Here is a 21,461-nt window from a genome sequence, read left to right as displayed (position 1 = left end):
TTACGATGTCCAAATTAATTGTAACACCTGCTTCTTCTCCGAATGAGGAAGGCAGCCTTTTACAAGTCACACCGGAATCGGCAGGCTGGCAGTATGTTGGATTTGAAGTTGTTCAACTAGCTGAAGGGGAAACCTTGAGACGTGAAACCGCCGATCAAGAGGTTTGCCTCGTGCTGTTGAGCGGCAGAGCTGATGTTCAAACGAAGGAAGAACATTGGCAGGGGATTGGTCAGCGCATGAGCGTGTTTGAGCAGATTCCTCCGTATTCCGTTTATGTTACCACTAATGATAGCTATGAAGTGACGGCTTTAACCTCCCTACAGCTCGCTATTTGCTCAGCTCCTGGCGCGGGGAATCATCGATCACGCTTGATTGCTCCTGCGCAAGTAGGCGTTGAAACGCGAGGGTATGGTAATATCGAGCGTTACATTCATAATATTTTACCTGAGAGCGAGCCAGCGGATAGTTTGCTTGTTGTCGAAGTATTTACACCGAACGGTCATTGGTCCAGTTATCCGCCGCACAAGCATGATCGTGATGCCCTTCCAGATGAATCCTTTTTGGAAGAAACGTATTATTTCCGCGTCCAGCCCGAGCAAGGTTTTGCAATTCAACGGGTATACACGGATGATCGTTCACTTGATGAGACGTTAATTGTTAAGAACGGTGAAGCCGTGCTAGTCCCGCGTGGCTATCATCCCGTATCTGCGCCTCCGGGCTATGATGTGTATTATTTGAATGTCATGGCTGGACCTACGCGGACATGGAAATTTCATAATGACCCAGACCATGCCTGGATCATGACCAAACCAAGCGAGAAGTAAGCCGGTTGCAAGTTCCGAAAAGCCCCGTCATAATGGGGGAATAACTGTATTCTTCAAGAAAAATGGGGTAGTAGGATGAAGGCAACCATTTACGATGTGGCGAGAGAAGCCGGAGTATCGATTGCGGCGGTTTCCCAAGTCATGAACGGTAAAGGGAAAATCAGTGAAGAACGGCGCACTGAAATTCTGAAAGTGATGGAGAAGCTCAATTATCAGCCAAGTGTTATCGCCTCCGCACTGACAGGTAAGAAGACATATACATTAGGATTGCTAGTCCCTGATATTTCGAATCCGTTCTTTGCAGAAATCGCGAGAGCTGTCGAGGATCAAGGACACAAATTGGGATACAGTCTTGTGATATGCAGTACCGATAATAAAGACGAACGTGTAGAACGATACTTGTCCTTACTCCAGCAAAAAAGCGTGGATGGTATGATTATCGGGACCGGGATGGATAATAAGGAAATGCTTACACCCCTTATGGAGCGTTCGATTCCCGTTGTCATGATTGCCAGAGAGATGCCAGATTTGGCTGTACATACCGTCGTTGTTGACGATTTTGTTGGCGGTACGCTATCGGCTAAGCATCTCTTGGAGCTCGGTCATACACGCATGGCAATTCTTGCTGAACATACCAAAGTTACAAGCAGCCGAGAGCGGGTCAAAGGCTTCATGAGCACCTTGACGGAAGCGGGTATCCAACTGCCCGAAGAGCGAGTGCGCAACTGTCGCTACACGGTAGAAGACGGAAAACGTGAGGCTATTGAACTCCTTGAGAAACCGCCTGCCGAGAGACCAACCGCACTTTTCTGCTGTAATGATATGCTCGCGATTGGTGCTTTACAAGCTGCTAAGCAATTAAAGTTGCGTGTTCCTGAGGATATATCCGTCATAGGCTTCGATAATACCATTCTAGCTTCTGTGACAGATCCTCCGCTAACCACGATTGCACAGCCGATAGAGCCCATGGGCAAGCAAGTCGTCGATCTCCTAATTCTAGAGCTAAAGAAGCAATCGCAAGCTAAGCAACGTATCGTTATGCCTCCGGAACTGATCATTAGGCAATCCACAGCAGCTCCTGCAAGATGATGGTATAGGTATAAGGAAGAGAAAACTGCTTTCCCTTTTGGGGAGGCAGTTTTTTTGCATTAAGAGATGTTTAGGTTTTAGGTTTTCGGTTTCCGAAAAAGTCGATTCCTCCACGCGAATGATGGATTTCCTGTTGATCTATCGGGCTCCACACGAATAGATAGATCTCCTGTTGATCTATCAGGCCTCTACCACGAATAGATGGATTTCCTGTAGTTAATTTGGGTGTATTTCTGTTCAAACATTGATTAGATGGATTACCTACAGCTAATCACAGAGAATTTCGCTGAAATGAGCATTTCGTAGGGAATTACCTACATTTTTTACAGTTAAAACGAGAATACGAGCCATTTTTGCAGAAATAACTGCATTTTTTCCAGTTATTTTCCAGAAAACGTGATCAGCTAGTCCCTAGGCGTCCGAGAACTCTTTGCAAGCACAAATATCTATAGATATTTAGATGTTTATGTGGAAAAATCCACTAGAAATGACCCAATGAATTTATAGTTTCTTCTATAATTTTTTAAGGGTTTTTCCAATGAAAACTTATATTATAGGTTTATAACATTGAAGTAAAGGAGTGAAGCAAACATGAATGGGAATATTATTAAAACTCCTGACATCCAGATGGCCCAAAGAAAATTAGATGCCTTGCGATTAAAACGAAGAAGAAGGCTGAAGCAGAACATTCCTTTGTTTATCATGCTGGTCCCTGTTATTGCTTACTATATTTTATTCAAATATTGGCCTATGGGCGGACTTGTTATCGCTTTCAAAAATTACAATTTTGCAGATGGAATTTTAAACAGTCCTTGGGTGGGACTGAAAAACTTCAAGATATTATTCTCAAGCTCCAATACGCTCCAAATTTTGTGGAATACGTTTTGGTTGAGTTTTCTAAGTTTGATATTTGGATTCCCAATGCCGATATTCCTTGCTATTTTACTGAATGAGGTTAGGAAATCTTGGTTCAAACGTTGGGTGCAAACGATTGTCTATCTACCGCATTTCTTCTCCTGGGTTATTGTTTCCGGGATCGTGTTGTCCCTATTCGCAACGGATTATGGTTCGATTAATAAGGTGCTTGCCTTATTTGGAATTGAACCGATTAACTTCCTCTACGAGTCCAACTCATGGTTAGCCATTTTCGTGGGATCAGGAATTTGGAAAGAGATGGGATTCAGTACCATCATCTACTTAGCTGCACTAACGACGATTGATCCCTCGCTTTATGAGTCGGCTGCCATGGATGGGGCTACAAAATGGCGTCAAATGTGGCATGTAACGATTCCAGGTATTCGTCACACGATCATCTTATTGCTCATCTTAGCGATGGGTAAGATTATGGAAGTAGGCTTTGACCAAGTCTATAACTTACAGAACGCTGGAGTTTCGGATGTTTCAGAAGTCATAAGTACTTATATTTATAAAATTGGTTTAGGCAATGCACAGTTTAGTTTAACAACAGCAATGGGATTCTTTGAATCTATCATTAGTTGTAGTCTAGTGCTTATAGCTAATCGGATCGCTAAGAAATTCGATCAGGCTCTCTTCTAGAATCATGTATGCATCAAGTTCAACATCCGTGGAAGGAGGATTTGTATGAAAGCGACAAACGGAGAAAAAATATTTTATGCAATCAATTATTTAGTGCTCGCATTAATCGCCCTAACTTGTATTCTGCCATTTATTCATATCATAGCTCTTTCTCTAAGTGAGCGATCGGCTGTTGAATCAGGTCATGTCTTCTTCTGGCCTGTGGGTTTAGAGTTCACAGCTTATAAAATTTTCTTCATCGCCAGCCCTGCTTGGAGCGCTTTTAAAAATAGTGTGATCATCACTGTGATTGGTGTGGGGTTAAGTTTATTAGGTACCATATTAGCTGCTTATCCGTTATCTAGATCCTATCTGATTGGGAGGCGGTATCTGGTTCTAGGTATGGTGTTCACCATGCTGTTCTCGGGAGGGTTGATTCCCACATATCTCGTGATTAAGAACATGCACCTTATTGACTCCTACTGGGCTTTATGGCTTTCCGGCTTCATCAGTACCTACAATATGCTTCTTATGAAAAGTTATTTCGAGAATATTCCATATGAAGTGCAGGAAGCTGCACGGATTGATGGCTGTAATGATACTTCACTGCTTATTCGGATCATTTTACCGCTTTCACTTCCCATGCTGGCTACGCTTGCGTTATTCTATGGAATCGGCTTCTGGAATTCGTTTATGAACGTGCTCATGTACATCAATAAAAGTGAGATGTTGAACTTAACTGTAGTTGTCCAAGGGATGCTGCAGAAAAATGACTTGTTGAACTCACCTTCGCTTAATTTGGAGGAACAAGCAACAGTTGCTACGGAGATGGTGAAAGCTGTCGGTGTAGTCGTCATGGTTGTACCGATGCTGGTCGTATATCCATTCTTGCAAAAGTATTTTGTCAAGGGAGTTATGCTAGGATCGGTTAAGGGGTAATGAAACTGGTGTTCCCGTTTTTTAAAACGTTATTATAAAAATTGTAGGGGGAAGATGCACATGGAAAACAAGAAACTATGGCTTGGAATGTCAGTAGGGGTAGTCGCTTTAGGTGCAACATTAGTTGGTTGCAGCAGCGACAAAAAAGAAGAAGCATCAACAGCACCAACCACTTCAACCGCTTCAACCAAGCCTGCCGCGGCAACACCAGCTAAACGCGGGGATGTTTCGGTCACCATTTATGATCGGGGAGGCGTACCGGCTTCAGAAGGTACCTATGAAGAGAATCGCTGGACCAAGTTCATTAACCAAAGTGGACCAGCCAATGTAAAGCAAGTCCCAATCCTACGCAGCGATTCTACGAAAAAATTGAATGTTCTGTTTGCTTCCGGTTCTGCTCCGGATATCATCAACGAGTATAATACACCATTCAGAGGCAGTTTGTATGATCAAAAACAATTGATGCCGATCGACAACATCTTGCAATACATGCCTGAATATCAGAAATTACTTACCCAATATCCACAGTTGAAAAAAGCAGGAACCAAAGCAGATGGCAAGCTTTACGAGATTGGTAAGGTGAAAGAAGCGACAGCTGCTCATATACTCTACATTCGCACGGACTGGTTGAAAAAGCTGAATCTTAATATGCCGACAACAACGGAAGAATTATATACGGTGGCGAAGGCGTTTGTTGAGCAAGATCCAGATGGGAATGGCAAGAAAGATACGTACGGCATGAACATGAGCACCTATTCGGAGCAAGCCATTAATGAGATTTTCGGTGAGAATTCATCAGCCACCCTATTGGCTTGGGATATTAAGGACGGCAAGGTTGTTCGTGCGTGGGACAAAGAACAGGCTTCCCTCACGTTCAAGAAGAGTCTCTATGATGCGGGCATCGTAGACAAGGACTATATTAATGATAAAGACGGCAATAAGGCTAAGCAAGACTTCTTGAATGGGAAAATGGGGATTTTCGTTAAATTTTCTGCGGACCTTGACTTAACTACTTTCAAAAAGAACAACCCTACTGGAGAAGTGGCGCCATTAGGCTATCCAAAATCACCAATGGGAACATTTACTGGCGCATTCGATAATCCGGTTCAAATGACAACGGTTGTGAATGCCAAGGCGAAGGACCCAGAAGCGGTAGGCCGCTATCTTGACTTCATGATGAAGCCGGAAACTGCTCGTAAAATAATCTTCGGGGACGAAGGCACTCACTGGAAGAAAGCAGCAAACGGCTGTCCGCAAGTTATTGATCCGGAAAAGTCCAAAAATGAGGTTTTATACGCTTTGGATTACTCAATGTTCTTCTCATCAGGCGTTGATAAATGTAATTATGTCTTGGCCCCTCTATCTAATCCTGATTTGTTGCCTGAACAAAAAGCATACTTGCAAATGTTCCAAGCTGCTCAGAAGATTTACTTCGATCCAGCAAGAGAGTATCCAGGTATTACACTAGGGGATCATATGCCAGTGTTTCCTGCTGATCTTAATGTCATTAATACAACCATTCTTAAAGAGAAAAACGATTTCTTCGTTAAGGCCATCCTTAGCGGTGCTAAATACTCGGCAGACCAAGCGATTAACGATTCAAAAGCGGCTTGGGATAAAGCAGGCGGCAAACAGCTTGAAGAGTTTATGAACAAATGGTATGCAGAGAATAAAGGTACAGCGTTCCTTGCTAAAGATGCGAAAGAAATTGTCAAACAACAAATGGAGTTCGTGAAGTAATAGTACCTTTGAGAAGCTGGATATCGATTACGGTTGCCTGCATATGCAGGTAGCTCATCGATATCCAGCATCTTCTTTAAATACGTAGAAATAAGCTTTACATCATGGGAGGAATCACCAGTGAACAAAGTAAAAGTAGCCATCATCGGATGTGGCGGAATTGCAACAGGGAAACATTTACCTAGTTTGAGCAAAATTGAGCAAGTCGAAATTATTGGTTTTTTTGATATTTTTCCTGCAAGTGCACATAAAGCAGCTGAGAAGTTCGGAGCACCTGGAGCCAAGGTATACGATGATTACCGTGAATTACTCGCAGATCCATCGATTGATGTCGTTCACGTTTGTACACCTAATGATACACATGCAGAAATCTCAATTGCTGCTTTGGAAGCAGGCAAGCATGTGATGTGTGAAAAACCAATGGCCAAAACAGCAGCAGATGCACGCCGTATGGTAGAAGTAGCGAAACGTACAGGTAAGAAACTAACGATTGGTTATAACAATCGTTTCCGTGCAGACAGTCAACATTTGAAACGAGTGATTGAAGATGGCGATTTAGGTGAAATTTACTTTGCCAAAGCGCACGCTATTCGCAGACGTGGCGTTCCCACTTGGGGAGTTTTCTTGGATGAAGAGAAACAAGGCGGCGGGCCGCTGATCGATATTGGTACACATGCGCTCGATTTAACGCTTTGGTTAATGAATAACTATGAACCTAAGGTGGTGCTCGGCACCGCTTATCATAAACTTTCACGTAAGGAAAATGCGGCAAATTCATGGGGTCCTTGGGATCCAGCGAAATTTAAAGTGGAAGACTCCGCCTTTGCCATGATCGTCATGAAGAATGGCGCAACGATTATGGTGGAAGCGAGCTGGGCACTTAATACCCTTGATACCAAAGAAGCGAAAACGACACTTTGCGGTACGGAAGGCGGAGCCGATATGCAGGATGGCTTGCGTATCAATGGTGAAAAACATAGCCGCCTCTATGTGAACCAAATGCAATTCGAAGCGAAGGGCGCGGATTTCTACGAAGGTAAGAAAGAAACAATGCAGGATAAAGAAATTCGTTTGTGGATCAATGCCATTATCAATGATACAGAGCCAGTCGTAACTCCCGAACAATCCTGTGTCGTTTCCGAAATTCTAGAAGCGATCTATGAATCAAATAGAACCGGAAAAGCTGTCTATTTTGACTAAAACATCGGAAAAGAGGCAGTCGAACCATGATTAAAGTAGCGATGTTGAGCTTTTGGCATGTTCATGCCAAAGATTACGCACGTCTAGTAATCGAACACCCAGATACCGAAATTGTTGCAGTATGGGATGAAGTACAGGAGCGAGGACGCGACAAAGCTGATGAGCTTGGCGCCACCTTTTACGTAAACTTGGAAGAGCTTCTGAGTAATCCTGAGATCGACGCTGTTATCGTGGGTACACCAACGAATAGGCATCATGAGGTCATTATCGCCGCAGCTAAAGCGGGTAAGCATATCTTCACTGAAAAAGTCGTGGCTACCACGACGAAAGAATGCAAGGAGATTCTTGCCGTTGTTGAGGAAGCGGGAGTCAAGCTAACGGTATCGTTGCCCCGTTTGTATATGGGTTTTGTGCAAGCGGCACTAAATTGTATCCGCGAGGGTTTACTTGGAACGTTAACAACGGTTCGTATTCGACTTGCTCACAATGGTGCCTTACGCACAGAGAAAAATCCGAACGGTGCTCTTCCTGCCCATTTCTTTAACTTAGAACAAAGCGGTGGAGGAGCATTGATGGATCTTGGCTGTCATCCAATGTATTTAACACGCTTGTTTCTGGGATTGCCTGAAAGCGTAAGTGCTAGCTTTGGCTATATAACCGAGCGTGAAGTTGAAGATAGTGCAGTAGCCACATTACGTTATCCAAACGGCGCTCTGGGCATTGTGGAAGCAGGATTCGTGAACAGCTATTCGCAATTTGATATTGAGATACAGGGAACAGAGGGTAACCTTATGTATGCCCGAACGGATGATAAATTACGCATTCGCAGCTCCAAAATGTCAGGTGCAGCTTCCACAGGCTGGCAAGAAGTGACGGATTTACCTAAACTGCCGTCTGCTTTCGAGCAATGGGTATCTCATATTCAGCATGGAACGACGGCCACAGAGAACATTGAGCTCGCATTTGATTTGACGCAATTGATGGAAGCATCGACCTTGTCGGCACGTTATGGTGCTGTGATTAAGCTGATTGACCTTTCAGAATAAAACCATTTTCCTAAGGAAAGGTCAGAGCGTCCCCTTCATTGAAGTAAGGGAATTCTGACCTTTCTTTTATACAGAAGAACATTTAGGAGGAAGAGACATGATCGATAAAGGGGAATATTCCTTTTCAACTTGTTGGAATATCAAGAAGCATACCGTAGGACGGGGCATGATTGAGGAAATTAAAGAGCTGGGCTTTCGCAATGTCGAGCTCAACTATAACGTAACAGAAGAAATGATGACAACAATTGAACCCATGATTGAGAAAGGCGAAATCGGTGTCTCTAGCGTACACAACGTGTTCCCGTTCATCAATGATAAGGATTATGATACAGATTCCGTCATGTTGGGCTTCGATGATGAAGCGAAGCGTAAGCGTTCCGTAGAGCTGCTTATTCGATCCATGGAATATGCCAATCGCTATGGAGCCAAAGCCGTGGTCGTGCATCCAGGTGAAGTTCCTTTTGACTACAATATTGATATCGACTTAAAGAAACTTTATAGGGATCACGGGAAAGATTCAGCAGAATATCAAAAGCTGTGGAGCGTCATGATTGAACTACGAGATCGATTAAGTCCTTTGTATACACAAAGGATTCAAGAAAGTCTCGAGCAAGTCAGCGAGCATGCAGCTAAAAAAGGCTGGAATGTTGCAATCGGCATTGAAACTCGCTCCAGATCGTATCAGATGCCATCCTTGATGGAAGCCAAAACGATTTGTGAAAACCTGGCAGGCAGCCCCGTTTACTTATGGTACGATATCGGTCACGCCATGATGATGGACAGAATGGGCTTGTACGATAATCTCAAAGAATTACAAGAAGTTAAAAAATATATTTATGGTGTTCATATCCATGAAACGCTGGAACTTGCCGATCATTGGTGCCCTTATGTTCACAGCAAGGACTTGCACTATTTCGACCATTTCCTAGAAGCCATTGATTATGCCAAAGTCAAAGTATATGAGCTGAAAGCGCTGTGCGAGCCTAATGAGATTCATGAAAGCCACAACCTCATCACCAGTAAAATTGCAGCTAGGAAAGGGTAAGGTGACCTCCGTGGATGCTATTTATAATCGCTTAGTAAGCCTGAATGATCAACTAACGGAAGCTGCACTTTTGAACCAAATCCTTGATCCGCTATCCAAATATTATGGCGGCATTCAGGATGAGACGGGCATTGCCCGAGCTAACCATATGAGCACTCCGCGTATGATCGCTGGGTGGGTGTCTGCTTTAGTGAATCCGGACTCTCGTTATTATCATGATATCCTACTGTTGAACGCGTTGGATAAAGCAGTAGCTTTCATGTTGAATAGACAACATGCAGACGGAACCATCTCACTCGGTTCAACGAATTATAATTCTCCTCCGGATACAGCGTTCGTAGTAGGTGGCGTCACACAGATGTACCAGTTGCTGAACAAGCACGATTGGGCAGAAGCGGCTCCAGTTGCAGATAAGCTGAAGCTTTTCCTAGAGCGCACGATTCCAGCCATGCTGACCGGCGGTTGTCATACGCCGAATCATCGATGGGTCATTACTGCTGCTCTTACGTTATTGTATGAAATTTTCCCGCGGCCCGAGCTATTGGCTAGAGCAGAAGACTGGCTGGCTGAAGGATTGGATATCACCGAAGATGGAGAATGGACAGAGCGCAGCAACGGAATTTATAACGCTGTCAGCGATATCGCTCTCTATCATACAGGGCGTTTGATGAACCGTCCTGAACTCATCGAATGTGTACGTCGTAATCTGCGCATGATGATGTATCTAGTCCACCCTTCGGGCGAAGTTGTCACAGATTACTCTGGTCGACAGGATTTCGGTCAGTCGGCTACTATGGCGAACTACTTTCCAATTTACCGACTAATGGCGGCGCATGATAAGGATCCTTCCTTTGCTGCTATGGCCGATTATGCTGGATCTTTCATTACAGGTTTCCACGAAGGCGTGAACAACCATCCTCTGATGAATATGCTCGTGTACCCGGAGGCAGATATTTCTCAGTTGGAAAGATCGCCGCTGCTTGATCGTTATGTGAAAGTGTTAAATGCACAGCATCCGATCAAGGAACATCTGCAGCAAATTGATGAAGTAGGGCATCACATGCAAATCCAGCATAGCAGTATGCATCTCACTTTCGGAGCCCCGCTGGTTCGTATCCGTGAGCTGGATCAAAGTGTAACGATCATGTCGCAGACACCGTCGTTCTTCTCTCTTCGCAAGGGGAAAGCAAGGCTGCTCGGTATTAAGCTTTCAACTTCCTTCTCTCCAGGCATTGTGAAGTTCGCGGATCTGACAGCGAATGATGGCGTATATAAGCTTGGAACTGTACTAGAAAAAGGCTACAACGGTCCTATCCCGCGTCATTTGCTGATTGAATCCTTGGAAAGCTCGACGCTCAGCCCTTGGTATTTACTACCGCATCAACATCGCCCAATGACCCATCTTCAGAAGCTGGCGCTGCAAGCGGAAATAACGAATTCAGGAGATTCCGAATGGACAATCCGCGTATCTTCAGACGAGCGTGAAGATGTGTTCACGCAGTTGACCTTCATTTTTGGAAATGAAGGTACGGTGAGTGGTGATGACTTGCTCGCAGGTGAAGAAGGCAAGTTCTTCCTCAAAAGCGGTGCATTGAAGTATGAGGTAGACGGGGATGTTATGGAAATTTCATCTGGCGCCTATGATCATATCCTGCCAATCGTTCGTGAAGATCAGCATCCATCCGGATGTCAATATGTCCATGTCAACTTGGTCACACCCTATGATAAGACATTCAAGATTCGTCTACTGTAGAAAGGAAGTTCGTTATGACGATCTATTTTAATGAACAAGAGAGTATACAAACCCGTTTAGGGAATGACGATAAACGAACGTTGAAAGTGCTTGCTGATCGCTATATTGGTGCTAATCCACCTGTTCCTTTCGCGTTTCGAGCGTTTAGCCGTGCAGGTATTATGCAAAATGAAAAAGGGATGTTTGATCTCGATTTGGGTCGCAGATTCCCTGAGGCAAGGCCTGGACAATTTTCTTATGCCTATGCCTTAGTTTGGAGTGATGGCGAACGAAATTTAGATGTGTTGCTCAACTGTTTGGGACCGATTCAGTTCTATTTCAACGATGAGTTGACGTATCGTTCCAATGTTATTGACGAGATCAAGCCGGATGCCACTGTGAAATTAAACGTGGACTTCGTGAAAGGCTGGAATCGTCTATTTATCAAAGCGAAGCATACAGCTGCTGGTTTCGGCTGCCTATTCGGTTCCGATGAAGCCAAGGTGCGCATTCTGAATGTGCTAGCACCATTTACGGAACGTCAGGGACACGCGGGTTGGGTATTCTCCACACCTGTCGATCACGATATTTTCGAGGGGCGTTCGTTACCAGATGCGATGTCCTCGGAGTCGAATAACGGTTTGTGTTGGCTGCCTACCTTAGCGTGGAATGAGATAGAGAGCTCGAAACCTGCTTGCGAGCGATTGTTTGGTATCCAGCCAGGTAAACAGGCGTATGCGTGGACGAAGCTGAACAAGGTTAGCGGTGGGCAAGAAGCTATCTTGCTTCGTGGGCATGCTGCGGGATCACTAACCATGTGGCTGGATGGTAAGCAAATTCTTGAACTTGGAGAAGAAGGCAGCTTTCAGGTAGAGGTTCCGCTTTCTTACGGTCAACATGATCTTGTGATTCGGAGTGTTTGTGAAGATATCACGTGGGGCTATATGTTACAAGCACAATCCGGAGGCGAGGTTGTCACATTAAGCGCGCCGCTGCAGGTTCATGGTTCCACAGATCCTTGGTTGTATCTAGGCCCTCTGGCTGCCGAAGTTTCCTTACCGTATGAGGAATTGGTGCGAACGGATCGTGTATATCCGATGGATATCAATACCAAAGAGAAGGCTTATTGGCGCTTGGATCGTCCTGATACATGGATTCGCCCTTACTATGAGAATGCGATGCTGAGCAATAAATGGACAGTTGGTAATGTTACGAATTATGCGCGTTGGGATTATCCGCTCGGCGTAACGATTTATGGACTGCTGCAAACGGGCCGCTTATTGCAACGAGCTGACATTACCCAATATGCGTTGGATCATGTTCAAAGCTGTACGGATATGTTCGCATATTCGCTATGGGATCGAGAGCAGTATGGCTTCCCAGCTATCAATCAACAATTGGTTATGATGAAAATGCTGGATAACTGCGGCTCCTTCGGCTCTGCGATGCTAGAAGCGTATCAGGAAGAGAAAGATCAAGGATTCATGGTAATTGCGGATCGAATTGCACATTTCATCCAGCATGGCTTGGAACGCAAGGAAGATGGCGCTTTTTATCGGATCTGTCAGGATGAATATTCGGAAAATACCATGTGGGCCGATGATCTTTATATGAGCACACCTTTCTTATGCCGATATGCTCGGATCACGGGCAAGGAAGAAGCGCTTGATGAAGCGGCGAAGCAATTTCTGCTGTTTCGCAAGTACTTGTATATGCCGGAAGAGCGTATCATGTCGCACGTATTTGATTTTAAATACGGCATGCCGACAGGAATACCATGGGGGCGTGGCAATGGTTGGACACTCTTTTCGTTGACAGAGGTGTTGGAGTCACTGCCTGCTGCGCATAAAGATCGACCAGAGCTCATTGGTTTCTTTAATGACCTGTGCGGAGGATATGCGGATCTTCAAGCAGAGAGCGGCCTCTGGCATCAAGTATTGAATGATTCAGATGCGTATGAGGAAGCTTCTTGTACAGCGATGTTCGCCTATGCGTTTGCGCGGGGTGTACGCTTTGGCTGGCTGAAGGAACCACAGCGCTTCATCGAAGCGGCATTACAAGCGTGGAGTGGACTTACACGAATTGCTATAGATGCACAGGGGAATGTGCATGGTGTATGCAGCGGCTCGAGGTATGCATTTACGGCTGACTATTATAAAAAGGATTTGCTTACTGTTAAGAATGACAACCATGGGGTTGGCATCATGATGCTAGCCGGTTCAGAAGTTGTGAAATTGAAACGCTGGCTGACAGATGTTTCAGTTGAGGCTTCACAATGATAAGTGCTGCCAATAACGTTTGGCAAATCAGTCATTTGGATCTGATTATTCGAATGGTATTAGCGGTCGTTCTTGGCGGTTTGATCGGTCTAGAACGGGAATGGAACAATCATGCAGCAGGCTTCCGAACGCACATCTTAGTATGTTTAGGCTCGGCGACCATCATGCTGCTGTCAGAGTACGGATTCTCTGATTTTGTGAATGAAGCCAACGTTCGTATCGATCCGTCTAGGTTGGCTGCACAGGTTGTCAGCGGTATTGGCTTCTTAGGTGCTGGCGCTATATTGCGAAACGGCAGTGTCATTAAAGGATTGACGACCGCAGCCTCTGTGTGGCTGGTTGCGGCCATTGGTTTAAGCGTTGGTGCAGGCTTTATTACCGGTGCGCTTGTTTGTACCTTTTTGGTCCTCGTCAGCCTGTATGTCTTGAATAAGCTGGAAAAGCATATCATCAGGCACCGCCGTACGCATGAAGTCGAGATCATGATCAATGAGCATCCTGGCTTCCTCAGCTCGCTAACCGCGCGCTTCGGGGAACAGGGCATTCAGGTGATTCATCTGAAGATGATGCCAGAGAGTGCTCCTACACAAGCAGCAGGGAAAGGTAATGATGGGGAACTCCCGGTCATGCACTTGGTTTTTAGCTTGCGATGTCCAAAGCACGAGAAGCTGCTTGCGGCTTATGAGCAAATTTCCGCGCTCGATACCGTCGTCAGCATGGAAGCATCCAACTTCGTCTTTCATAAACAAGTGGCTTAGGCGAGTGGAAGAGAGCCTCATTCTGACAAAGCAAGGAGTATGAGCCACCGTGTACGTATTCAGCTATTTTACAGAAAAAGAAGAGAAATTATTTCTCGCTACGAGTGAAGACGGGTTTGAATGGAGCAGAATGAACGGTGGAGGCTCTATATGGGAGTCACCAGTAGGAACACGGCAGCTGCGCGATCCATTCATCCTGCAAGATGCTGAAGGCAAGTTCCACCTCTTGTGGACAGATGGTTGGAAGAGCAAAAGCCTAGGCTATGCATGGTCCCACGATCTTGTTCAATGGCACGATGCCAAGCTGATTCCTGTCATGGAGCATCTGCCTGAGACTCAGAATGCGTGGGCACCGGAAGCTTTCTACGATAGCATCAAAAAGGCGTACCGGATTGTATGGTCTTCGACGGTTGGAGCGGGACCGAGAAATCATCGAATTTGGTCCGTGACAACGACGGATTTTCAGTTTTTCTCGGAAGCGCAGCTCTTTTTCGATCCAGGCTACAACGTCATCGATGCTAACGTGACGGATCTGGATGATCATTATCTCATGTTGTTTAAAGATGAACGCGGACATAATGAGAAGGGGACATTGAACAAAGCGATTCGTTCCTGCATCGTAGCAAAAGAGTCGAGTGATACTCCGACAGTCACCGGTATATCCGAATTGCTAACACCAGCGCTTACTGAGGGACCGACACTATATGCTGTGGAGCGTGGAGACAGTAGGGAATGGATACTGCTCGTAGATGGATTCCACGAACAGTATTATGGAGCTTACCGCTCAAGTGATCTCAGCAAGTGGGAGGATATAACAGACCAGGTGCATGTGCCCAGAGGGGCAAGGCATGGTTCGGTTTTGAAGCTGCGAAATTAAGTAACGATCTTACGTGAATAGTCAAAAGTGAAGCCAAGCGATGGTTGCCCATCGCTTGGCTTTTTGCTGTCTCCAACAAATCTACTCAGTCTAATTGTAGGTTTAATTAAACCTGTAGAAATGGTAAATACCTATTTATTTGAGCCATATAAAATGCATAATCGCTTAGTTTACAATGCTTGTAAGGGCTTTATTATTTTATGTGAATATGAAACATGTCAAAAATAAAGCAATTCAAAAGGAGGAGTTCCAGTGAATATCACGGTTTGGAATGAATATCGACATGAAAAATTGAACGATTCTGTAGCTGCAATTTACCCTGAAGGCATTCATAATGTGATTGCGATGGGTTTGCAACAAGAAGGGGTGAATGTACGGACAGCCACACTAGATGAAGTTGAGCACGGACTTACGGATAAAGTGCTTCGTGAGACAGATGTGTTAATTTGGTGGGGACATAAGGCGCATGAGGAAGTACAAGATGAGATTGTTCAAAAAGTATATCAACGCGTACAGGAAGGTATGGGAATGATCGTCCTTCACTCTGGTCACTTTTCGAAAATTTTCAAAAAATTAATGGGGACCTCCTGTGATTTGAAATGGCGGCAGGTTGGAGAAAAGGAGCGATTGTGGGTAGTTGATCCAAGCCATCCGATCGTCGAAGGTATTGGTGAATATATCGAGCTCGAGAAAGAGGAAATGTATGGGGAATTTTTTGATATCCCAGAACCAGAAAGTCTTCTCTTGCTTAGTTGGTTTGCTGGTGGAGAAGTGTTTAGAAGTGGATGTACGTATACACGTGGTAAAGGAAAGATATTTTATTTCCGACCAGGGCATGAAACATATCCAACCTACCATAATCCGCAAATCATGAAGGTCATCAGGAATGCCGCTCAGTGGGCAGCTCCAATCGAAGGACCCCAACTGCGATTTGGTAAAACGGAACCATTGGAGAAGCTGTAATGAAGGTTATTCATATCGGAATCATAGGAACAGGTTTCTCAGCAAAAGCACATATAGAAGCGATTCGGCGTATTCCTTATTTACATATTATTGCTGTTGCAGGTAGTAGTTTGGAGAAAGCACAACAAATTGCCTTCGAGTATGGGATTCCAAAAGCATATGGAAATGAAAGTGAACTAATTCAAGACAGCGAAGTCATGGCTATTCACAATTGCACACCGAACTATATGCATTACGCGATTAATCGCGAGGTATTATTGGCAGGCAAGCATATTTTATCTGAAAAACCTTTAGGAATGAGCAGTGAACAGACAAAAGAGCTGGCACTGTTAGCTCAAGATAACGCGGGTGTAAATGGAGTAGCTTTCAATTATCGCCATTATCCATTGATCGCCGAAATTAAACATCAACTTCATATGTCGGCTTATGGCAAAGTAAACCTTGTGTATGGAGGTTTCTTGCAGGATTGGCTGTTAAACAATACAGATTATAATTGGCGATTAGAACCGAAATATAATGGTGCCTCACGCGCATTGGCAGATATTGGTTCTCACTGGTGTGATACCATCCAATATGTATTGGGCAAGAAAATTGTCAAAGTATTTGCTGATTTGAAGGTTGTTCATCCGATTAGGTTAAAGTCAAAAGAAAAAGCGAATACATGTGCGATAGAATCGGAAACTTTGTACGAGGAAATTCACATGGAAACGGAAGACTACGGAAGTGTACTTGTCCACTTTGAAGACGGAATTCAAGGCGTGTTTACGATTTCACAAGTAAGCGCTGGTCGCAAGAATAAGTTGTTTTTTGAAATTGCAGCTGACAAAGGATCACTGGCTTGGAATCAAGAAACGCCTAATTCCTTATGGATAGGTCAACGTGATCTAGCGAATCAAGAGCTATTCTCGGATCCGCGACTGCTTTCGGATTCAGCTGCAGAGCTGTCGCATTACCCTGGAGGTCATCAAGAAGGCTGGCCGGATGCATTGAAAAATATGTTAATTGATTTTTACTCTTCTATTCGAAGCAAGGAAGCGAATGAGTTAACCGATGTAAAATCATTTGCAGACTTCAAAGATGGACATCAGGTCATGAAAGTTGTAGATGCTATTCTGGAAAGTTACCAAACACAGCGATGGGTAATAATCAATTAAACCTGTATTAGTGATAAATATCAATTTATTAGTGCCATGAACAAAAAAACATTTCCCTTTATAATTAAGATGTAAGCGGTTAACCGAAAAACTTATTTATGATAACTGATTTTAATACATCATGCATTCATATAGAATGATTGGGAGGATTCAACATGCCAAAACAGCTTGTCGCAACGGCACCACGCAAAGCAGAATTAGTAACTTATGTGGAAGCTCCCCTAATGGCAGGAGAGGTTAGAGTTAAAGTGGAATACGCGTCTCCAAAGCATGGATCAGAAATAGCTGATTTTCGCGGAGAACGCAACCAGAAGGAAGCTATTTATGATCAAGAATGGCACGCATTTATGCCGCCAAACCCAAACGAAGCTGTAGGAAGTCCATTTGGGAATTGGAATATTGGCAATCAATGGGTGGGTTGTATTACGGAAGTCGGACCTGAAGTACAAGGATATGAGATTGGCGAAAGACTTTGCGGTTATGGTGGCATTCGCGAATCGCATGTTGTGAACACAATTAACCCTAAACGATTAATGAAAATGCCAGAAGACATGTTATGGAAAAATGCCGTTTGCTTCGATCCTGCTCAATTTGCATTAGGTGGTATTCGAGATGGACAAGTTAAGATTGGAGATCGAGTAGCGATTTCAGGGCTTGGCGCTATTGGAGCAATCGCGGCTCAAATGGCTAAGCTAGCAGGTGCCAGCTACGTGGCTGTCATAGACCCCATTCAGAAAAGAAGAGAAGCTGCACTCCGTGCAGGAGCCGATGAAGCATTCGATCCCATGTCACAAGATGTGGGACTTGAATTAAAAATAGCAACTGACAAGCTAGGTGTTGATGTCATCATCGAGACAAGTGCGAACGAACATGCTTTACAAGCTTGCTTACGCGGGTTAGCTTATGGAGGGACAATCGCATTTGTTGGCTGGGCAAGACCATTTAAAGGCGGATTAAATCTAGGGATGGAAGCACACTTTAACAATGCGAAAATTGTATTTTCTCGTGCTTGCAGTGAGCCGAACCCAGAATATCCACGCTGGAGCTGGAAAAGAATTCAAGAGGTTTGTTGGAGCTTGTTAGCAACCAATCAGGTGAATTGCGAAGAGATTGTTGACCCTGTTATTCCTTTTACAGAAGCCGCTGATGGATATGAGCATTATGTAGATCGTAAACCAGAAGAAAGCATTAAATTGGGTGTAGCATTTACGTTGACTGAATGAACCATAAGGGGGGATAGCGTGTCGGACGGTGCTATGGATTTAGATCTTTTATTAAAGAATGCGGTACTCAATATTATTGAGTTTGATATTCATACCAGACGTGAAATGAAAACCTACAACCGCATCCGTCCTTGTTATGTCATGTCTTACCATAAGAAGGGTTATGCAAAACTTAGAATCGGAGAGGAATTGTTTTCGATTGAACCAGGAACAGTCATTCTAATCCCGCCTAATGTCGCGCATGATCATTTCAAAGAGAACACGGAAGAGTCGATCTTTTTATGGTCGCACTTTACCTTTGAAATTGGTGGAGTCATAGATGTACTCAAGCTGTTTCAAATCCCCTATACCTTCAAATTAAAGGATAAGGAAGAATTTGAGAGGGTATTCCTACAATACAATGAGCTTAAACAACAAACAGGATTTTTACCAAGAACCATTTTGCGTAAGGCTAAAGCCCTTGAGTTAATTTACTTAGTACTTGAAAGCGCCATTCATATAGATCAGCATACAGGTACCAACATTCAATCGCGAAGTTTCATGGAAATATTAGCGAAAATTATCCAACATCCTGAACAGGATTTCTCATTATCTCAATTTGCCAAAGAAATGAATATGCACCCTACGTACGTTAGCAATCGATTCAAGGAATTGTATGGCAGATCGCCTATACAGGTACAGCGAGAAATGAAAATTTATAAAGCCAAGACGTTGTTAAAAACAAGTCAGCTTTCGATTACCGAAATTGCGCTATCACTGGGATTTAATGGCATTCCTAATTTCACACGATTGTTTAAAACCTATGTAGGCACATCGCCATCCCATTATCGTGAACTCAATAAAAAGAAAATTGACGGGTATTTTACGAAAAAATAATTTATCACTTTACAGGAGATTACACGATGAAATTTGCCATTCAGGATAAGTTAACGGGTTTATCGGATTACAAAGAAGTGTTTCAAATGGCAAAAGAGATAGGTTATGACGGCGTAGAATTAAACCTTTTTCAACAGCCATTGAATGAGCGACTAGCCGCAGAACTGCAAGCAGCAATCGATGCAACAGGCATTCCTCTTACTGCCATTTGCGGTGGGTATAGGCATTGGATTGGTCATTTCGACGAATCCAAAAGGCTAGAAGCCGTTTCGGATATACAACAATCTTTGAAGCTTGCAGCACAATTAGGTGCACAAGGGATTATTGCGCCAGCAGCTTATGGGATGTTCTCCAAATCATTACCGCATCAAGTGTTACCACGGGATGTACAAGGAGATCACAGCGCGTTAATAGATTCGCTTAAGCGGATAGCTGAGCATGCTGACAAGCTGCAAGTAACCTTATTCATTGAACCTTTGAACCGTTATGAAGATCATATGCTGCATACAGTTTCGCAAGCTGCTTCATTAATCAGAGAGGTTGAGAGCCGACATCTGAAGGTTCTAGGTGATTTTTTCCACATGAATATCGAAGAGGCTGATATCTCGCTTACCATCGAAAATGAATTCAGCAGCTTGGGATACTTTCATCTAGCAGATAGCAATCGACAGCTTCCTGGTAAAGCACATACTGATTTTCGGACACCTTTTCAAACCTTACAAAGTCTTAATTATCAAGGTTATTTATCTATGGAGTGCAGAATCGGTGATGAAAAGAAAGAACTTTTGCAAGAAACATTGCACTTTTTACGTAGCTGTTTACAAGGTTAATCCAAATCAGAATGACAGGGAGAGATATGAATGAAAAAATTAATTCGCTCAATAGTTCCGGTTATGCTAGTCAGCAGTTTGGTATTAACAGCTTGTTCAACTAAAGCTCCTGGAAAAGCAGCAAATACGACTACTGAGAATGTGAAAAAAGATGAAGTGGTAACGGTTAACTTTTGGGATAATTATACGGATCAAACACAATCTAAAGCTATGGACACCATTATTGCTAACTTCGAAAAACAAAATGCAAATATTAAGATTAAAAGATCTTCCATGAAAGCAGACGATCAACGTAAATTGATTAAGCCGGCGTTATTAAGCAAAGATGGACCGGATTTGTTTGCCTATGATGCAGGTCCTGGTTATCTAGGTGTTTTGGCCAACGCTAATTTACTTATGGATTTAACAGCTAAATCAGAAAGTCTGGGATGGAATAAACGTTTCCCTGCATGGATTCAAGAACGTAACACGTTCAATAAAAAGGTATATGGCGTTGGTACGCAAGTTGAAATGCTTGGCGTCTACTACAATAAGAAAATTTTTAAGGATTTAGGTGTAAACGTTCCAAAAACATATGATGAATTTTTGGCCATTTGTAAAGCTGCTAAAGATAAAGGTATTGTTGGCATTTCTTTGGATGATAAAGACCAATGGCCAGCGTTCCACTTGGAAAGCATATTCTATACAGCCGTTGCAGGTAAAACAGAAATGGATGCGGTTCTGAATGGTCAAAAAAGCTTTGATCAACCCATTTTTGCGGAATCATTAGACACTTTTAAAAAATTGATCACAGACGGGTATACGACGAAAAGCCCACTTGCGATATCATATGATGATGGTAATAAAGAATTTTTCACAGGTAAAGCTGCAATGCGTATGACAGGTACATGGATGGTCAGCGGAATGGTTGAAAACTTGAAAGAAGATGTTGGTTTCTTCGTACTCCCATCTGTTAAACCTGGCTTGCCGCTTATGGCACCTGGCGGAATTGGCGGCACGTTTGCAATCTCTTCCAGCACACCACATGCGGATGAAACTGTTAAATTCCTGGATTATATGTACTCAAATGAGACGGCAAAAATATGGTACGAGGCAAGTATTATTCCTCCAATGACAATTGATGTAAATACAATTAATGCGAATTCACTCTTTAAAGAAGTAGTTAGCTTGTCTGCAGCACCTGCAGGTCTTTCCTACAGTCTCGATGTTTTAATGCCGCAGAAGGTTAATGATGTGACGATGAATGACTTGCAGGAATTGATTGCAGGGAAGAAAACTGGCGCAGAAGTTGTTAAGAATAAGCAAAAAGTGTATGCGGAAGAAAAGGCTAAAGGCAACAACTAATGTTAA

18 protein-coding genes are annotated in these 21,461 nt (G+C 43.7%); all 18 read left to right on the top strand.

Features of this window, described 5'->3' with window-relative positions:
* The first annotated feature begins 5 nt into the window (after window positions 1-5).
* The 18 genes from iolB (at window position 6) to AC58QG_RS11610 (ending at window position 21,455) form a co-directional block, all read left to right on the top strand.
* Window positions 6-824, top strand: a complete 819-nt coding sequence (gene iolB, locus AC58QG_RS11695; RefSeq protein WP_497362216.1) for a 5-deoxy-glucuronate isomerase — start codon at window positions 6-8, stop codon at window positions 822-824.
* Window positions 825-899: 75 nt separating this feature from the next.
* On the top strand, window positions 900-1,913 hold the full coding sequence (locus AC58QG_RS11690) for a LacI family DNA-binding transcriptional regulator (RefSeq protein ID WP_497362215.1): 1,014 nt from the start codon (window positions 900-902) through the stop codon (window positions 1,911-1,913).
* Window positions 1,914-2,540: 627 nt separating this feature from the next.
* On the top strand, window positions 2,541-3,470 hold the full coding sequence (locus tag AC58QG_RS11685; protein ID WP_497362838.1) for an ABC transporter permease: 930 nt from the start codon (window positions 2,541-2,543) through the stop codon (window positions 3,468-3,470).
* A 45-nt stretch (window positions 3,471-3,515) separates the two neighbouring features.
* The gene (locus AC58QG_RS11680; protein ID WP_497362214.1) at window positions 3,516-4,388 is read left to right on the top strand and encodes a carbohydrate ABC transporter permease; all 873 of its coding nucleotides are present in this window, start codon (window positions 3,516-3,518) and stop codon (window positions 4,386-4,388) included.
* Between the two features lie 60 nt (window positions 4,389-4,448).
* Window positions 4,449-6,128 carry a type 2 periplasmic-binding domain-containing protein gene (locus tag AC58QG_RS11675; RefSeq protein ID WP_497362213.1) on the top strand — a complete coding sequence of 560 codons (1,680 nt, stop codon included), beginning with the start codon at window positions 4,449-4,451 and terminating at the stop codon, window positions 6,126-6,128.
* A gap of 120 nt (window positions 6,129-6,248) precedes the next feature.
* Entirely contained in the window at window positions 6,249-7,328 is a 1,080-nt protein-coding gene (locus AC58QG_RS11670) for a Gfo/Idh/MocA family protein (RefSeq protein WP_497362212.1), read from the top strand.
* A gap of 26 nt (window positions 7,329-7,354) precedes the next feature.
* Window positions 7,355-8,374: a Gfo/Idh/MocA family protein gene (locus tag AC58QG_RS11665; RefSeq protein ID WP_497362211.1), complete on the top strand. Its 1,020-nt coding sequence runs from the start codon at window positions 7,355-7,357 to the stop codon at window positions 8,372-8,374.
* Between the two features lie 97 nt (window positions 8,375-8,471).
* Complete coding sequence (locus AC58QG_RS11660) at window positions 8,472-9,419, top strand: sugar phosphate isomerase/epimerase family protein (RefSeq protein WP_497362210.1); 948 nt, start codon at window positions 8,472-8,474, stop codon at window positions 9,417-9,419.
* Window positions 9,361-11,172 carry a hypothetical protein gene (locus AC58QG_RS11655; RefSeq protein WP_497362209.1) on the top strand — a complete coding sequence of 604 codons (1,812 nt, stop codon included), beginning with the start codon at window positions 9,361-9,363 and terminating at the stop codon, window positions 11,170-11,172. The genes AC58QG_RS11660 and AC58QG_RS11655 overlap by 59 nt, the downstream gene beginning before the upstream one ends.
* A gap of 14 nt (window positions 11,173-11,186) precedes the next feature.
* Window positions 11,187-13,430, top strand: a complete 2,244-nt coding sequence (locus AC58QG_RS11650; protein ID WP_497362208.1) for a glycoside hydrolase family 88/105 protein — start codon at window positions 11,187-11,189, stop codon at window positions 13,428-13,430.
* A complete protein-coding gene (locus AC58QG_RS11645) occupies window positions 13,427-14,188 on the top strand; it encodes an MgtC/SapB family protein (protein ID WP_497362207.1) in 762 nt (253 codons plus the stop codon). Before AC58QG_RS11650 ends, AC58QG_RS11645 begins: the two co-directional genes overlap by 4 nt.
* 49 nt (window positions 14,189-14,237) lie before the next feature.
* Window positions 14,238-15,065 carry a glycoside hydrolase family 43 protein gene (locus AC58QG_RS11640; RefSeq protein WP_497362206.1) on the top strand — a complete coding sequence of 276 codons (828 nt, stop codon included), beginning with the start codon at window positions 14,238-14,240 and terminating at the stop codon, window positions 15,063-15,065.
* A 252-nt stretch (window positions 15,066-15,317) separates the two neighbouring features.
* Window positions 15,318-16,028, top strand: coding sequence for a ThuA domain-containing protein (locus AC58QG_RS11635; RefSeq protein WP_497362205.1), 711 nt, complete (start codon window positions 15,318-15,320; stop codon window positions 16,026-16,028).
* Window positions 16,028-17,182, top strand: a complete 1,155-nt coding sequence (locus tag AC58QG_RS11630) for a Gfo/Idh/MocA family protein (RefSeq protein WP_497362204.1) — start codon at window positions 16,028-16,030, stop codon at window positions 17,180-17,182. The genes AC58QG_RS11635 and AC58QG_RS11630 overlap by 1 nt, the downstream gene beginning before the upstream one ends.
* A gap of 155 nt (window positions 17,183-17,337) precedes the next feature.
* Entirely contained in the window at window positions 17,338-18,405 is a 1,068-nt protein-coding gene (locus tag AC58QG_RS11625; RefSeq protein ID WP_497362203.1) for a zinc-dependent alcohol dehydrogenase, read from the top strand.
* An 18-nt stretch (window positions 18,406-18,423) separates the two neighbouring features.
* Window positions 18,424-19,281 carry a helix-turn-helix domain-containing protein gene (locus AC58QG_RS11620; RefSeq protein WP_497362202.1) on the top strand — a complete coding sequence of 286 codons (858 nt, stop codon included), beginning with the start codon at window positions 18,424-18,426 and terminating at the stop codon, window positions 19,279-19,281.
* Window positions 19,282-19,307: 26 nt separating this feature from the next.
* Window positions 19,308-20,111: a sugar phosphate isomerase/epimerase family protein gene (locus AC58QG_RS11615; protein WP_497362201.1), complete on the top strand. Its 804-nt coding sequence runs from the start codon at window positions 19,308-19,310 to the stop codon at window positions 20,109-20,111.
* A gap of 30 nt (window positions 20,112-20,141) precedes the next feature.
* Window positions 20,142-21,455, top strand: coding sequence for an ABC transporter substrate-binding protein (locus tag AC58QG_RS11610; protein ID WP_497362200.1), 1,314 nt, complete (start codon window positions 20,142-20,144; stop codon window positions 21,453-21,455).
* The last annotated feature ends 6 nt before the right edge of the window (window positions 21,456-21,461 follow it).

Source organism: Paenibacillus sp. J22P169 (assembly GCF_059691995.1).
Note: the sequence above shows the minus strand (reverse complement) of the source record. Positions and strands in the feature narration are given on the sequence as shown.

Bases quoted from the DNA above. Each gene is read 5' to 3' on its own strand.
- iolB (WP_497362216.1), top strand. From the start codon at position 6: ATGTCCAAATTAATTGTAACACCTGCTTCTTCTCCGAATGAGGAAGGC.
- AC58QG_RS11690 (WP_497362215.1), top strand. From the start codon at position 900: ATGAAGGCAACCATTTACGATGTGGCGAGAGAAGCCGGAGTATCGATT.
- AC58QG_RS11685 (WP_497362838.1), top strand. From the start codon at position 2,541: ATGGCCCAAAGAAAATTAGATGCCTTGCGATTAAAACGAAGAAGAAGG.
- AC58QG_RS11680 (WP_497362214.1), top strand. From the start codon at position 3,516: ATGAAAGCGACAAACGGAGAAAAAATATTTTATGCAATCAATTATTTA.
- AC58QG_RS11675 (WP_497362213.1), top strand. From the start codon at position 4,449: ATGGAAAACAAGAAACTATGGCTTGGAATGTCAGTAGGGGTAGTCGCT.
- AC58QG_RS11665 (WP_497362211.1), top strand. From the start codon at position 7,355: ATGATTAAAGTAGCGATGTTGAGCTTTTGGCATGTTCATGCCAAAGAT.
- AC58QG_RS11660 (WP_497362210.1), top strand. From the start codon at position 8,472: ATGATCGATAAAGGGGAATATTCCTTTTCAACTTGTTGGAATATCAAG.
- AC58QG_RS11655 (WP_497362209.1), top strand. From the start codon at position 9,361: ATGAGATTCATGAAAGCCACAACCTCATCACCAGTAAAATTGCAGCTA.
- AC58QG_RS11650 (WP_497362208.1), top strand. From the start codon at position 11,187: ATGACGATCTATTTTAATGAACAAGAGAGTATACAAACCCGTTTAGGG.
- AC58QG_RS11645 (WP_497362207.1), top strand. From the start codon at position 13,427: ATGATAAGTGCTGCCAATAACGTTTGGCAAATCAGTCATTTGGATCTG.
- AC58QG_RS11630 (WP_497362204.1), top strand. From the start codon at position 16,028: ATGAAGGTTATTCATATCGGAATCATAGGAACAGGTTTCTCAGCAAAA.
- AC58QG_RS11625 (WP_497362203.1), top strand. From the start codon at position 17,338: ATGCCAAAACAGCTTGTCGCAACGGCACCACGCAAAGCAGAATTAGTA.
- AC58QG_RS11615 (WP_497362201.1), top strand. From the start codon at position 19,308: ATGAAATTTGCCATTCAGGATAAGTTAACGGGTTTATCGGATTACAAA.
- AC58QG_RS11610 (WP_497362200.1), top strand. From the start codon at position 20,142: ATGAAAAAATTAATTCGCTCAATAGTTCCGGTTATGCTAGTCAGCAGT.